The sequence below is a fragment of the Cupriavidus sp. GW822-FHT06G04 genome (genome assembly GCF_058799075.1).
Map to the genome: position 1 here is coordinate 409,108 of NZ_JBXALD010000002.1, position 14,317 is coordinate 423,424.

A 14,317-nucleotide genomic window follows, 5' to 3' on the forward strand; every position below is an offset into this window, starting at 1 on the left:
GGCTACTCCCGCGCGGCAAGGCGCCCTGGCGCCGGCGCCTCGCCATGCCGCCGGCCACCATGTCTACACGAAGCTCCCCGGCTTGCCGGAGAGCGCCACACATATCAGCGTCAGCGCGCGGCGCCCGCCGCGGCGCCGTTCGCCTGCCGGCGATACGCCCACACCACCATCAGCACGCCCGCCAGGATCATTGGCAGGCTCAGCCATTGGCCCATCGACAGCTTCAGCGCGAGCAAACCCAGGAAGCTGTCGGGTTCGCGCGTGAACTCGGCCAGGAAGCGGAATGCGCCATAGCCGATCAGGAACACGCCGGACACCGCGCCCATCGGCCGCGGCTTGCGTGCAAACAGCCACAGGATGATGAACAGCGCCACGCCCTCGCCCGCAAACTGATACAGCTGCGACGGATGGCGCGGGATGTTGTCGCCGGCCTGCGGAAAGATCATGCCCCACGGCAGGTCGGTGGGACGTCCCCACAGTTCACCGTTGATGAAGTTGCCGATGCGGCCAGCCGCCAGCCCGCAGGGAATCATCGGCGCAATGAAATCGGTCACTTCCGTCCAATGACGGCGCCGCACCTTCGAGAACACCCACATGGCGATCAGCACGCCCAGAAAGCCGCCATGGAACGCCATGCCGCCTTCCCATACCTTGAAGATCTCGAGCGGATGCGTCAGGTAGTAGGTGGGCTTGTAGAACAGCACATAGCCGAGTCGACCGCCCAGGATCACGCCCAGCACGCCATAGAACAGCATATCGTCGAGATCGCGCGACACCCAGCCGCGCGCGGCGATATGCGGCTGCTTGATGCGCAGGCGGCCAAACCACAGGAACATGATGAAGCCAGCCAAATACATCAGGCCGTACCAGCGGATGGCGAGCGGCCCCAGATGAATGGCGACCGGGTCGAATTGCGGATGAACGAGCATGGCGTAGCGAAAAGTTTGCGGTAGTCGGTGATTGGAGCGGCATCGTGCCGCGATGTGTCATGGCGATCCGGTGCGGCCCTGACGGGTCTGCGGCGGCCCCACAGTGTACGGGCGATACGTGACGATTCGGGCGTAACGGTCGGCGGACGACGGCCACCTTGCAGCGGATACGGCGCGATGGTGCCGCGTCATGCGTGGATGCCGTCGTCATGCGCAAGCCCGATGGCCTGCGCAAGTCCGCTGGCGATCTCGATGAACGAGCGCAGCACCGGCGCCACGCCCGCTCCGCCATTGCGCCACACCAGGCCGGTTTCGATCTCCGGCGCGGCATCGCGCAACGGCAGGTATGACACGCCGGTCCGGCGCAGGTTGCACAACGATGCCGGCACCAGCGCCACGCCCATGCCCGCCGACACCAGGCTGACGATCGTCTGCATCTGGATCGCTTCCTGGGCAATCGTCGGCGTCAGCCCGTCGCGCGCATAGTGGCCCGTAATGATGTCATAAAACGCTGGCGCGCTTCGGCGCGGAAAAATGATCAGCGGTTCGTGCGCGGCGTCGCGCAGCAGCACCGATGTCGGCGCTGCGGTCGGTGCCGTTCCCCGGGCCGATGATTGCGCCGACGCCTTGGTCGCCGAGAGCTCGGTGCCGCCGGGTGGTTGCCAGCCGTCCGGCACGGCCAGCACCAGCGGTTCGCGGACCAGCGGCAGGTAGGACAAGCCTGGCGGCATCACCGCCAGTTGCGGACCGATGACCAGTCCGGCGTCGATCGTCCCTTCGACCAGCGCCTCGAGCTGGACGTCGCTGGTGGCTTCCCGCAGCTGCAACTGGACTTCCGGATGGCGCGCGCGGAAGTGCCGCAGCAGGTCGGGCAGGATGCCGTAGTCGGCCGTGCTGACAAACGCCAGCGCCAGCGATCCCACCTCGCCACGCGCCAGCCGCTGCGCGAGCCCCGGCAGCGCCGCGGCATCGCCGAGCACACGGCGCACCTCGGGCAGCCATTGCTGGCCGGCAGGCGTGAGCATCACCGAGCGGCGCGTGCGCACAAACAGCTGCACGCCGATTTCCTCCTCAAGCGCCTGGATCTGCTGCGACAACGGCGGCTGGGTCATCGCCAGCCGCCGCGCCGCCCGGCCGAAATGCAGCTCCTCGGCCACCGTGACGAAGTAACGCAATTGGCGCAGATCCACCGTAAAGCACCCGTCCTTTTGATATGTTTTTCGACTCAATAGGCCTCAAATAATATATTTGACACGATAAAACGCAAGCGGCATGCTTGTCCGCACAACACGCCCGGCGCCCCCCCGTTGTGCCGCGCGCCGACAATTCCCCCGGAGACACCCATGGCATTCAACAAGCGTTCGCAGCACATCACGCAAGGCGTGGCGCGCTCCCCCAATCGTTCGATGTATTACGCGCTCGGCTATCGGAAGGAAGACTTCGACAAGCCGATGGTCGGCATCGCCAATGGTCATTCCACCATCACCCCGTGCAACGCCGGCCTGCAGCGCCTGGCCGATGCGGCGGTCGATGCCGTGAAGGCTTCTGGCGCCAACCCGCAGATCTTCGGCACGCCGACCATCTCGGACGGCATGTCGATGGGCACGGAAGGCATGAAGTACTCGCTGATTTCGCGCGAGGTGATCGCCGACTGCATCGAGACCGCGACCCAGGGCCAGTGGATGGACGGCGTGGTGGTGATCGGCGGCTGCGACAAGAACATGCCCGGCGGCATGATTGCGCTGGCACGCACCAACGTGCCCGGCATCTACGTCTACGGCGGCACCATCAAGCCCGGCAACTGGAAGGGCAAGGACCTGACCATCGTGTCGTCGTTCGAAGCGGTCGGCGAATTCACGGCCGGACGCATGAGCGAGGAAGATTTCGAAGGCGTGGAAAGGAATGCGTGTCCGAGCACCGGTTCGTGCGGCGGCATGTACACGGCCAACACGATGAGTTCGTCGTTCGAAGCGCTGGGGATGTCGCTGCTGTATTCGTCGACCATGGCGAACCCCGACCAGGAAAAGGTCGACAGCGCCGCCGAATCGGCCCGTGTACTGGTCGAAGCGGTCAAGAAGGACATCAAGCCGCGCGACATCATCACGCGCAAGTCGATCGAGAATGCGGTGTCGCTGATCATGGCCACCGGCGGATCGACCAACGCCGTGCTGCACTACCTGGCCATCGCGCACTCGGCCGAAGTGGAATGGACCATCGACGATTTCGAGCGCATCCGCCGACGTGTGCCGGTGATCTGCAATCTGAAGCCGTCGGGCGCGTATGTGGCCACCGACCTGCATCGCGCCGGCGGCATTCCGCAAGTGATGAAGATCCTGCTCAACGCGGGCCTGATGCACGGCGACTGCCTGACCATCACCGGCCGCACGCTGGCGGAGGAACTGGAACACGTACCGGACCAGCCGCGCGCCGATCAGGACGTGATCATGCCGATCGACAAGGCCCTGTACAAGCAAGGCCACCTGGCGATCCTGAAGGGCAACCTGGCCGAGGAAGGTGCAGTGGCCAAGATCACCGGCCTGAAAAATCCGGTCATCACCGGCCCGGCCCGCGTGTTCGAAAACGAGGAAAGCGCGATGGAGGCGATCCTTGGCGACAAGATCAACGCTGGCGACATTCTTGTGCTGCGCTATCTGGGCCCGAAGGGCGGACCGGGCATGCCGGAAATGCTGGCGCCCACCTCCGCCATCATCGGCAAGGGGCTTGGCGAATCGGTCGGCTTCATCACCGACGGCCGATTCTCGGGCGGCACCTGGGGAATGGTGGTCGGCCACGTCGCGCCCGAAGCGTACGCGGGCGGCAACATCGCGCTGGTGCGGGAAGGCGATTCGATCACGATCGACGCCCATCAGTTATTGCTGCAACTGAACGTTCCGGACGAGGAACTGGCCAGGCGCCGCGCCGGCTGGACCCAGCCGCCGGCGCGTTACACACGCGGCGTGCTGGCGAAGTTCGCCAAGCTGGCGTCCACCGCCAGCAAGGGCGCCGTGACGGACTGACATTGCGGATGCGCGGCGGGATCCACCGTCGCGAGGCCCGCCCGAGCGAGCCTGCGCAATCGACGCCACACGAGCGACGTCCGCAAACGACGCCAGCAAATGACAAGGCCCGCAACCAGTGCGGGCCTTGCCTTATGCGTCTCAGAAACCGGCAGCGCGGCCGCGCCCCGCCTAAACGCCGCCCGGATCGCGCTCGATCTCCTCGAGCGTTGCATCGAGCCATTCCACCAGTCGCGCCTCCAGCGCCTGCGTCAGCTCGCTGGCCAACTGCGCCGTCAGCGGCGCAAGCCGCGACTGCAGCGTCGCCTCCGTGTGGGCTTCTACCACCTGTGGCCATTCGGTACGAAAGCGCATCATCACACGCGTCAGCAGTTCCGTGCGCACCGCGCGCAAATCGTCTTCGCCCGGCATGAACGGGGCCGCGTCGACCTGCGGCGAGCGCACATCGGCCGCCGCGCCGATGTCGGCAACATTTGCGATGTCGGCCATCGCTTCCGTATCGCCGACTGACGTGACCATGCCCGACTCCGGCATGTCCGCGGTGTCGATCACCGTTGCCGCGCGCGGCGGCTGCGCTTGCGCGGGCTGCGCAGTCGCCTGAGTGGGTGACTGCGTGGGCGGCTGGGTCGGCGCGAACACCTCGTCAGGCAGCTCGACGACCTCGGTCAGCAGCGGCACGCTGTCATGCGGGCCCAGCCGCGGGATCACCCGCGATGTCGTGCGTTCGCTCATGCCGATTCTCCTTTGGCCTGCCCGATGTCATGGTGAGTGAGCGGATAACCGCGCTCGCGATAGAAACGATAGCGCTCGCGACCGGCCTCGCGCGCGTCCGGCGAGGCCCCGATCACCTCGATCAGGCGCTCGAAACTGGCAAACTGCGGCGGCGCTTCCGGTGCGATGTTCACCAGCAGTTGGTGATGCGGCACGCCTTCGAGCGTGGCGGCCAGGATGATCGGCGTCACTGCCGCATTGGGGTTGTCGAGCCCGCAATGCGGCAGGAAGTCGAGCGGCGAAAACGACCACAGCCGCGCGTCAAGCTGCGAGAGCTGCTGCGGCGCGCCGTACACCACCACCTTCTGCCCTGCCCCATAGGCCTTGCGGACCAGTCGGCAGACGTAGGCCAGGGTGTCCGGCACGTTGCTGTGGAAGTCGATTCGCGTCATCGCTGGCTACCTTGATGCGGTCGGTTTAGGACGCGCGATCCATCAGAAACTGCGTCAGCAGCGGCACCGGACGGCCGGTGGCGCCCTTGGCCGCGCCGCTCTTCCAGGCGGTGCCGGCGATATCAAGGTGGGCCCAGTCGTACTTTTCGGTGTAGCGGGCCAGGAAGCACGCCGCCGTCACGCTGCCCGCCGGACGCCCGCCGATATTCGCCATGTCGGCGAAATTCGACTTGAGCTGCTCCTGGTATTCGTCGTCCAGCGGCATGCGCCACGCGGTGTCCATGGCCGTCTTGCCGGCGGCCAGCAGTTGGTCCGCCAGCATGTCGCTGCGCGCGTAGAGGCCGCTGTTCACGTTGCCCAGGGCGATGATGCAGGCGCCGGTCAGCGTGGCCACATCCACCACGGCGGCCGGCTTGAAGCGCTCCACGTAGGTCAGCGCGTCGCACAGGATCAGGCGGCCCTCGGCGTCCGTGTTGAGGATTTCGATGGTCTGGCCGGACATGCTCACGACCACGTCGCCCGGCTTGGTGGCGTTGCCAGCCGGCATGTTCTCGCAGGTGGGCACCACGGCGATCACGTTCAGCTTCAGGCCCATCTCGGCGACGGCCTGGATCGTGCCCAGCACCGACGCGGCGCCGCACATGTCGTACTTCATCTCGTCCATGCCCTCGCCGGGCTTGAGCGAAATGCCGCCGGTATCGAACGTGATGCCCTTGCCCACCAGCACCACGGGCGCCTGCTTGGCGCTGGCGCCGTCGTAGCGCAGCACGATGAACTGCGGCGGCTCGACGCTGCCCTTGGTCACGGCCAGGAAGGCGCCCATGTTGAGCGCCTCGATCTGCTTGCGGCCCAGGATCTCGGCCTTGAGCTTGTGGCGCTTGGCGATGCCGCGCGCGGCGTTGGCCAGGTAGGTCGGCGTGCAGATGTTGGACGGCAGGTTGCCCAGGTCGCGCGCAAGCTCCATGCCGTTGGCGATGGCGGTGCCGCGCACCACAGCCTGCGTGGCCGCCTTGGCGTCGCTGGCGTCCACCGCCAGCACGATCTTGCGCAGCGCGGGCTTGTCGGCCGCGGCCGGGCCCTTGGGCGCGCGCTTGAGTTCGGGATGGCGTTCCAGCAGGCGATAGCCGGCGTCGCGCACGATCGAGATCGTGGTGATGACCGCCCAGGCCACGTCGCGCTGCAGCGGCGGCTGCTGCGCCAGGCACCAGAGTGCCGACGCGGCGCGCGTGCCGCCCAGCGCACGCATCGCGGTGCGCACCGCTTCCGCAAACGCCTTGTCGGTGAAGTCGGCTTCCTTGCCCAGGCCCACCAGCAGCACCCGGGCCGCGCCGATGCCGGCCACTTCATGCAGCATCAGCTGCGTTGCGCGCTTGCCTTCGAAGTCGCCCTGCTTGACCAGGCGTGCCACCAGCCCCTTGGTGGCCACGTCCAGCACCTTGGCCACACCGGCCAGGCTTTGGCCTTCGAACAGGCCGACCACCAGGCAGTCGGTCTTCGTGGCCAGGAAACCATTTTGGCCGGCTTTGCTCAGATCCAGAGCTTTTGTGCTAAATTCCATCGCGCTTCCTTCCAGGGGCTCGTCGAAAAGAAAGCCCCCATTATCCGCGATTTTCATCCGCGATCTGCCGCCGCCGATCCTGCAAGCTGACAGCCCGCGGTCCTGCCAGTCCCTCGGCCCCCGGCGCATCGCCCGTTCCGGCCGGAAGCCGGAAGCGATCCCGCATGATCTTTCAACAAGCCCTGCGACGCGAACTCGCCTACACCGCCGGTGCGGTGTTCCTGGTGATGCTGACGTTCATGCTCACGTCGCTCGTGATCCGCATTCTGGGCATGGCCGCCAATGGCAAGGCCAGCCCCAACGACGTGCTGATGCTGATCGGCCTGGCCACCATCGGCTATCTGTCGATCCTGCTGTCGGCCACGCTGTTCATCTCGACCTTGATCGTACTGACGCGCTGGTACAAGGATTCCGAGATGGTGGTGTGGTTCTCGGCCGGCATCTCGCTGCGCGACCTGGTGAAGCCGGTGCTGCAGTTCGCCACGCCGTTCTTCGTCATGGCGCTGCTGCTGGGCGTGTTCGCTTGGCCGTGGGCCAACCAGCAGAGTTCGCTGTTCCGCGACCGCTTCCAGCAGCGCGGCGTGCTGTCGATGATCGCCTCGGGGCGTTTTATTGAGCCAGCCAACGGCAACTACGTGCTGTTCATCGAAGGCATCGACGCCGACATGAAGCATGCGCGCAACGTGTTCGTCGCCAATGCCGAAGCGGGCAAGATCGGCGTGGCGCTGTCGCATCAAGGCCAGTTCGAGACCCAGCCCAACGGCGACCGCCTGGTGGTCATGGAGCACGGCCGCCGTTACGCAGGCGTGCCGGGCCAGCTCGACTATCGCATCCTCGAATTCGATAAATATGCGGTCAAGGTCGACAACAAGCCGCCCGAGACCGAGGCGGACCTCCCCGCCAAGAGCCGCGACACCATCGACCTGATCCGCAATCCCACGCGCGACAACCTGGGCGAACTGCTCTGGCGCCTCTCGCTGCCGATCCTCGCCTTCAACTTCGTGATGATCGCCATTCCGCTGGCCTATGTGAATCCGCGACTGGGCCGCTATACGCCGCTGGTCTTCGCCGTGCTGATCTACCTGACCTACAGCAACATGATCAATCTGGCGCAGGCCTGGGTGCGATCCGGCTCGCTCTCGTTCTGGATGGCGCTGTGGCCGATCCACGTGATCGTGTTCATCTGTGCGCTGATGCTGTTCCGTTACCGGCAGAACCGCAGCCTGGGCGGCTGGCGGGCGGTATTCGGGCTGGGACCCCGCAAGCGCGCGGCCGGGGGCAAGGCATGAGGATCCTGTCGGTCTACGAGCGTTACTTCGCGCGCCTGATCTACGGCGTCTTCGCGTTCATCCTGTTTGCGGTGCTGGCGCTGTTCGTGTTCTTCGACATGCTCAGCGAACTGGAAAGCGTACAGGGCAACTACACATCGCTGGTGGCGTTTTTCCACGTGATGTTGCAGGCGCCCACGCGCATCTATGAGGTGCTGCCGATCGCGGTGCTGATCAGTGCGATCTACGTGTTCTCCCAACTGGCCAGCCAGTCCGAATACACGATCTTCCGCGTGGCCGGGCTGAACACGCGGCAGGCGCTGTTTTCGCTGTTCAAGCTCGCGGTGCCGCTGGCCCTCACCACGTTTATCTTCGGCGAGTTCATCGGCCCGGCCGCGGAACAGTACGCGCAGAAGATCAAGCTTGAAGCGGTGGGCGCGACGGTTTCGGCGGGATTCCGCTCCGGCGTGTGGGTCAAGGACCGGGATCGCGACAATTCGGGCGAGATCACGCGCTTTGTCAACGTGCAGGGGCTGAAGGCAGACCAGTCGATCCAGGGCATCACAATCTACGAATTCGACAAGGACTACCGCCTGCGCGTGATCCGCGTTGCCAAGGAAGGCCGCTACCAGGGCGCGCAGCAATGGCAGCTCAACGATGTCAACGAGACCCGCTTCATCGAACTGCGCGAGGCCGCCGGCACGACGGCGCAGGTGGCCGCAGCGCGCGATGCGCTGGCGCCCGATTTCCGCGCCGAGCAGGTTCTGTTCCCGAACATGGTGATGCATTCGGAACTGACGCCGCAGATCCTGTCGGTGCTGCTGGTCACGCCCGAGCGAATGTCGACGCTTGACCTGTTCCGCTATATCCGCCATCTGCGCGACAACAAGCAGGACACGCAGCGCTACGAGATCGCTTTCTGGAAGAAGGTGGTCTATCCGCTCACGCTGTTCGTGATGGTGGCGCTGGCGCTGCCGTTCGCATACCTGCATGCGCGGGCCGGGGCAGTTGGCGTCAAGGTGTTTGGCGGGATCATGCTGGGCTTGTCGTTCCACCTGTCCAACACGCTGTTTTCGCATGTCGGGCTGCTGCACACGTGGCCGCCGATCGTTTCCGCGCTGGTGCCCGGCACGCTGTACCTGATGGTGGCGCTGTCGGCGCTGCGCTGGGTGGATCGACACTGAGCCGATGACAACCACCCAGGCCATCATCCTGTTCGGCCACGGCGCGCGCGATGCGCGCTGGCGCGAGCCATTCGACCGCCTGCACGCCCGGCTGTCGGCGCTGCGGCCTGACTGCGCAGTGCGTCTGGCGTTTCTCGAACTGATGCCGCCCACGCTTGCCGATGCGATCGCCGAACTGGCGGCCGAAGGGATTGGCGTGGTGACCGTGGTCCCGGTGTTCTTTGGCCAGGGCGGACACCTGCGGCGCGATTTTCCGCTGCTGATCGACGCATGCCGCGCACGGCATCCATCGCTGGACATCCGCGTGTCGTCTGCGGTGGGCGAAGTGGACAGCGTGCTCGATGCGATCGCGGCGTACTGCGTGCAAGTGGTGGCACCGGCCGCGTCCGGGTAAGGCGCGCGGGACTCGCAGGGCCGGATCCAGCCCGAATGCGGAAAAAAGAAAGGCCAGAGCGATGAACTCTGGCCTTTTTGCCTTTACACCCGGCGCCTACACCCAGCGCCTTTCGCAGTCTCTATGCGGCCCGTTCGTGCGCGGGGCCCGCGTCGTCCAGATCGCCAGCATCGGCGCATTCCGAGGCGCGCGTCGCCAGCGCCTCGCCAATCATCAGCAGGCTTGGCTGCACCGGATCCATCCAGCGCGAAGCCTCGCCTGCCGCCATCTGGCGCAGCGTGAACTGGTGGCTGCGCTGATTGGGCGTGGTCGCCGCCTCGACGACCCAGGCCGGTGTGCTGGCCGGCTTGCCGTGCGCAATCAGTTGCGCGGCGATATGCGCAGCCTGGTCGCGGCCCATGTAGTAAACGATCGTGTCGGCCTTTACATCGGCCTGCACGTCGATCGCATCGGCCGCCTTGGCCTGGGTGGCAAAGGCCACGCTGCGCGACACGCCGCGCTTGGTCAGCGGCCTGGCGATCGCGCTGGCCGCGGCCAGCGCCGCGGTAATGCCCGGCACCACTTCGTATTCGATACCGGCCGCTTCCAGCGCCTGCAGCTCCTCGTCGGCACGGCCGAACAGCATCGGATCGCCGCCTTTCAGGCGCACCACGCGTTCGAACTTGGTGGCGAGGTCGACGATCTGGCGGTTGATGAACAACTGGGCCGTGGACCGTTGTCCGCAGCGCTTGCCCACCTCGATCAGTTCGGCCTGCGCGCACCAGGACAGCATCTCGGGCGACACCAGCGCGTCGTGCAGCACGACCTGCGCCTGACCCAACAGCCGTGCGCCACGCACCGTAATCAGGTCGGCCGCGCCCGGTCCCGCACCAATCAGGTACACCTTGCCTGTCGACTTGCCCTGCTGCCCATTCATCTCGCTCACCATTGCGCTGGCTGTCCGCTCGGGACGATATCAGGCATACGCACGGATCATGCCCGCCGCCACCGTATGGTTGGTGGCCTCGTCGATCAGTACGAATGCGCCCGTGGCCGGATTATCGCCGTAGGTATCGCAAACGATCGGCTTTTGCAGCGAAATCTGCACCGAGCCGATATCGTTCAGGTGGATGTCGCGGCGACCGGTTTCCTGCGACAGCGTGTGTACGTCGAGCACGCGGTCGACCGTGGACACCCGCGCGAAGACGCTGGCCGTAGTGTGCTTGAGCACGTACTTGCGCGCCGGGTTCAGCGATTCGTCGTCGAACCAGCACAGGTCGGCGGTCAGCTTCTTGGCCGCCGTGGCGGCCGCGTCGAACGCCACGAACATGTCACCGCGTGACACATCGACATCTTCGGACAGGCGCACGGTCACCGTATCGCCAGCGCTTGCCGAATCGGCCGCGCCGTTGGGGGTGAGCACTTCGGCCACGACCGCCTCGCGATTGGCCGGCAGCACGCGCAGCTTCTGCCCCACGCGCACGGTGCCCGCCTCGACGCGACCCGCGTAACCGCGGAAATCGTCCGACTGCGCGCCATCCTGGCGAACCACCAGTTGCACCGGAAAACGCAGCGTGGCGTCGCCCTCGGGTGCGGGGTCCTCAACCGGCAGCGCTTCCAGCAGCGGCAGCAGCGGCTCGCCCTGGTACCACGGCATGGCGTCGCTCGCGTAGACGATGTTGTCGCCACGCAGCGCCGACACCGGCACGTACGTCACATCCTTCAGGCCCAGTTGCGTGGCCAGTTCGGTGTACGCGGTGCGGATCTCGTTGAAGCGCTGTTCGCTGTAGTCGACCAGATCCATCTTGTTGACGGCGACGATCACGTGCTGCAGTTCCAGCAGCTTCAGGATGGCCGAGTGACGCTTGGTCTGGGCCAGCAACTGCGCGCGGCCGTTCTCGACGGTGACGCGCGTGGCGTCCACCAGCACGATGGCCGCGTGGGCCGTCGACGCGCCGGTGACCATGTTGCGCGTGTACTGCTCGTGCCCCGGCGTATCGGCGATGATGAACTTGCGGCGCGCGGTCGAGAAGTAGCGATAGGCCACGTCGATCGTGATGCCCTGCTCGCGCTCGGCCTCGAGGCCGTCGGTCAACAGCGAGAAGTCGATCTGCTCGCCGGCGGTGCGCTTGTTCTTGGCGTTGGCCAGCGCGGTCAGTTGGTCGGACAGCACGGCTTTGCTATCGAACAGCAGGCGGCCGATCAGCGTGCTCTTGCCGTCATCGACGGAACCCGCGGTGATGAAACGCAGCAGGCCCTGGTGTTGAGATTGGTGAGACATATGATCTTTCCTGTTCATTCTCGACGCCGCATGTTCCGGCGCATAGACGGGATACAGCGCTAGGCGCGGGATGGCGACGTGTGCATCGGTACGCGGTCGCGCGCGTCACGGCGCGCTGTGCCCGCGAATGCGTCCGGTGTCAGAAGTAGCCTTCCTTCTTGCGGCGTTCCATCGACGCCTCGCTGGTCTGGTCGTCCATGCGCGTGGCGCCGCGCTCGGTGATTTCGGTCACGGCGGTCTCGGCGATGATCTCGACTGGCGACGCCGCGGTGCTGGCCACCGGGCATGTGCAGCTGATGTCGCCAACGGTCCGGAAGCGTACCGACAGCACTTCGCTCACATCGCCATCCTGCTTAGGCGTGATCGGCGTGACCGGCACCAGCAGGCCGTTCTTGCGCACCACTTCGCGCTCGTGCGCGTAGTAGATCGGCGGCAGCGCCAGGTTTTCGCGCGCGATGTACTGCCATACATCGAGCTCCGTCCAGTTCGAGATCGGGAACACGCGCATCTGCTCGCCTTGCGCCATGCGTGCGTTGTAGAGGCTCCACAGTTCCGGACGCTGCGCCTTCGGATCCCATTGGCCGAATTCGTCCCGGAACGAGAAGATGCGTTCCTTGGCGCGCGCCTTTTCCTCGTCGCGACGCGCGCCGCCCATCAGCGCGTCGTACTTGTGCGCCTCGATGGTCTCAAGCAGCGTCACGGCCTGTGCCGCATTGCGCGAATCGGTTTCCTTGCGCAGGCGCACGGTGCCGCGCTTGATCGAGTCCTCCACATGGCCCACCACCAGGCGAGCGCCCAGTTCGGCCACGCGCTGGTCGCGGAACGCGATCACTTCGGGATAGTTGTGCCCCGTGTCGATATGCACCAGCGGGAACGGCAGTTCCACCTTGCGATCGCCCAGCCGGAACGCCTTGAGCGCCAGATGGAGCATGACGATCGAGTCCTTGCCGCCGGAAAACAGCAGCGCCGGGTTGCGGCACTCGGCCACCACTTCGCGAATGATGTAGATCGATTCGGCTTCCAGCCGATCCAGATGATCGTTCTGGACCTGCAGCAGGTGTTCCACGTTGGCGGCCACGCCTGCGTCTGCGATGTCGTTCATGATGCCCATGTCGTTCTGGCCTCGATTGTTCTGCTCGATTGTTCTGTTCAGTGCTTGATGTTCTGCTCGTGGAGTCCGCATTCCTTGGTGTCGCGGCCTTCCCACCACCAGCGTCCGGCGCGCAGGTCTTCGCCCGCCTTCACGGCGCGCGTGCACGGCTCGCAGCCAATGCTCGGATAGCCCTTGGCATGCAGCGCGTTGACCGGCACGTCATGGCGCGTCAGGTAGGCCCACACTTCGGCCTCGGTCCAGTCCGCCAGCGGATTGAACTTGGGAATGCCGCGCGCCTCATCCAGTTCTTCGAACGGCAGCTCGGCGCGCGTCACGGCCTGTTCGCGGCGCTGGCCCGTCATCCAGGCGTCGGCGTGCGACAGCGCGCGGTTCAGCGGCTCGACCTTGCGGATCGCGCAGCAGCTCTTGCGCAGGTCCACGCTGTCGTAGATCGCGTTCAGGCCGTTGTTGCGGATGTAGTTGTCCACAGCTTCCTGATCGGGCGTGAACTGCTCGATCGTGTAGCCATAGTGCGTATTCACCTGGTCGAGCACCGCCAGCGTTTCGGCATGCAGGCGGCCGGTGTTCAGCGTGAATACGCGGATGCCGGCGCGCACCGCCTCGCCGCCGCGCAGGATCGCGTCGGTCAGCACCATGTCCTCGGCTGCCAGGCTCGTGGCAAAGCGCGCGCGGTAGAAGCGCGCGGCGATACCGGCCAGACGCTGGGCCAGCTCGCGCTCCTTCGCCTCGAGCGCTTCGATCGATCCCGTGTACACCGGCGTAGTCCACAGCGCTGGGGGGCGCAGTGACGACATGGCGGCCGATTCCTCGACCACGGGGATTGCCGAGATCACGCTGCTCATACCGAGCCTCTTGCCGTCACATCGGCACGCGCGCGGCGGAACAGCGGCAGCGGCTCGTCCACCGACGCCTGATAGGCCACCGTGAATTCGGTGAAACCCTTGATCGCGTCTTCGATGTTCTTGTCGGCGCGCACCGCGAATGCGTCGAAGCCGCAGCGCTTCATGAAGTTGAGCTGATCGCGCAGCACATCGCCGATCGCGCGCAACTGGCCGGCCCAGTGATAGCGCGTGCGCAGCAGGTAGGCCGACGAGAATCCGCGGCCGTCGCGGAACACCGGGAAATCCACGGCCACTACGCTGACGCGCGCAAACAGCGCTTCGGCGTCGCCCGGCTCGTCCTCGGGCGCCAGCCACACGCCGGTGATCGCCTTGTCGCGGCCGGCCAGCAGCGCCTCGTGGGCCTTCCACACGCTCAGCGGAAACAGTACGGCGTCGCTGCCCTGCGCCGCGGCAGCAATGCGTGCCTCGTCGAGCGGCTCGGCTTCGGTCGCGCGCAGCACGGTCCAGTTGTCTTCGACGATGACAGGACGGAATTGGTCGGCGGCGTCGCGTTGCAGTTGAATGATCTTTGCCATGTTCGGTCTCTCT

At 65.8% G+C, this 14,317-nt stretch carries 14 protein-coding genes; 4 read left to right on the forward strand and 10 right to left on the reverse strand.

Annotated features, from left to right (window positions below; translation table 11 throughout):
- Window positions 1-110: 110 nt before the first annotated feature.
- The gene (gene lgt, locus AC1RKI_RS05890; RefSeq protein ID WP_061952759.1) at window positions 111-929 is read right to left on the reverse strand and encodes a prolipoprotein diacylglyceryl transferase; all 819 of its coding nucleotides are present in this window, start codon (window positions 927-929) and stop codon (window positions 111-113) included.
- 188 nt (window positions 930-1,117) lie between these two features.
- Window positions 1,118-2,119, reverse strand: a complete 1,002-nt coding sequence (locus AC1RKI_RS05895; RefSeq protein WP_492794524.1) for a LysR substrate-binding domain-containing protein — start codon at window positions 2,117-2,119, stop codon at window positions 1,118-1,120.
- A 153-nt stretch (window positions 2,120-2,272) separates the two neighbouring features.
- On the opposite strand from AC1RKI_RS05895, the gene ilvD reads away from it, so the two are divergent.
- Entirely contained in the window at window positions 2,273-3,946 is a 1,674-nt protein-coding gene (gene ilvD, locus AC1RKI_RS05900; RefSeq protein ID WP_244785957.1) for a dihydroxy-acid dehydratase, read from the forward strand.
- A gap of 171 nt (window positions 3,947-4,117) precedes the next feature.
- On the opposite strand, the gene AC1RKI_RS05905 is transcribed toward ilvD, so the two are convergent.
- Genes AC1RKI_RS05905 through AC1RKI_RS05915 form a run of 3 tightly spaced genes read right to left on the reverse strand, consistent with a single transcriptional unit; the run spans window position 4,118 to window position 6,667 of the window.
- Complete coding sequence (locus AC1RKI_RS05905) at window positions 4,118-4,678, reverse strand: hypothetical protein (protein WP_341248168.1); 561 nt, start codon at window positions 4,676-4,678, stop codon at window positions 4,118-4,120.
- Window positions 4,675-5,109, reverse strand: a complete 435-nt coding sequence (locus tag AC1RKI_RS05910) for a DNA polymerase III subunit chi (protein ID WP_061952767.1) — start codon at window positions 5,107-5,109, stop codon at window positions 4,675-4,677. The genes AC1RKI_RS05905 and AC1RKI_RS05910 overlap by 4 nt, the downstream gene beginning before the upstream one ends.
- Before the next feature lie 25 nt (window positions 5,110-5,134).
- Entirely contained in the window at window positions 5,135-6,667 is a 1,533-nt protein-coding gene (locus AC1RKI_RS05915; RefSeq protein WP_061952769.1) for a leucyl aminopeptidase, read from the reverse strand.
- A gap of 164 nt (window positions 6,668-6,831) precedes the next feature.
- On the opposite strand from AC1RKI_RS05915, the gene lptF reads away from it, so the two are divergent.
- The 3 genes from lptF to AC1RKI_RS05930 are packed head-to-tail and all read left to right on the forward strand — an operon-like array spanning window position 6,832 to window position 9,513.
- A complete protein-coding gene (gene lptF, locus AC1RKI_RS05920) occupies window positions 6,832-7,956 on the forward strand; it encodes an LPS export ABC transporter permease LptF (protein ID WP_341248167.1) in 1,125 nt (374 codons plus the stop codon).
- Complete coding sequence (gene lptG / locus AC1RKI_RS05925; protein ID WP_061952773.1) at window positions 7,953-9,119, forward strand: LPS export ABC transporter permease LptG; 1,167 nt, start codon at window positions 7,953-7,955, stop codon at window positions 9,117-9,119. Before lptF ends, lptG begins: the two co-directional genes overlap by 4 nt.
- A gap of 4 nt (window positions 9,120-9,123) precedes the next feature.
- Window positions 9,124-9,513: a sirohydrochlorin chelatase gene (locus AC1RKI_RS05930; protein ID WP_061952775.1), complete on the forward strand. Its 390-nt coding sequence runs from the start codon at window positions 9,124-9,126 to the stop codon at window positions 9,511-9,513.
- A 121-nt stretch (window positions 9,514-9,634) separates the two neighbouring features.
- On the opposite strand, the gene cobA is transcribed toward AC1RKI_RS05930, so the two are convergent.
- The 5 genes from cobA to AC1RKI_RS05955 form a co-directional block, all read right to left on the reverse strand.
- A complete protein-coding gene (gene cobA, locus AC1RKI_RS05935; RefSeq protein WP_492794519.1) occupies window positions 9,635-10,429 on the reverse strand; it encodes a uroporphyrinogen-III C-methyltransferase in 795 nt (264 codons plus the stop codon).
- Between the two features lie 39 nt (window positions 10,430-10,468).
- Window positions 10,469-11,773: a sulfate adenylyltransferase subunit 1 gene (locus AC1RKI_RS05940; RefSeq protein ID WP_492794517.1), complete on the reverse strand. Its 1,305-nt coding sequence runs from the start codon at window positions 11,771-11,773 to the stop codon at window positions 10,469-10,471.
- Between the two features lie 139 nt (window positions 11,774-11,912).
- Entirely contained in the window at window positions 11,913-12,884 is a 972-nt protein-coding gene (cysD, locus tag AC1RKI_RS05945; RefSeq protein ID WP_061952779.1) for a sulfate adenylyltransferase subunit CysD, read from the reverse strand.
- Window positions 12,885-12,922: 38 nt separating this feature from the next.
- Window positions 12,923-13,729 (reverse strand): phosphoadenylyl-sulfate reductase, encoded by an 807-nt coding sequence (locus AC1RKI_RS05950; RefSeq protein WP_492794515.1) that lies wholly within the window; start codon window positions 13,727-13,729, stop codon window positions 12,923-12,925.
- On the reverse strand, window positions 13,726-14,304 hold the full coding sequence (locus AC1RKI_RS05955; protein WP_061952783.1) for a DUF934 domain-containing protein: 579 nt from the start codon (window positions 14,302-14,304) through the stop codon (window positions 13,726-13,728). The genes AC1RKI_RS05950 and AC1RKI_RS05955 overlap by 4 nt, the downstream gene beginning before the upstream one ends.
- Window positions 14,305-14,317 lie beyond the last annotated feature (13 nt).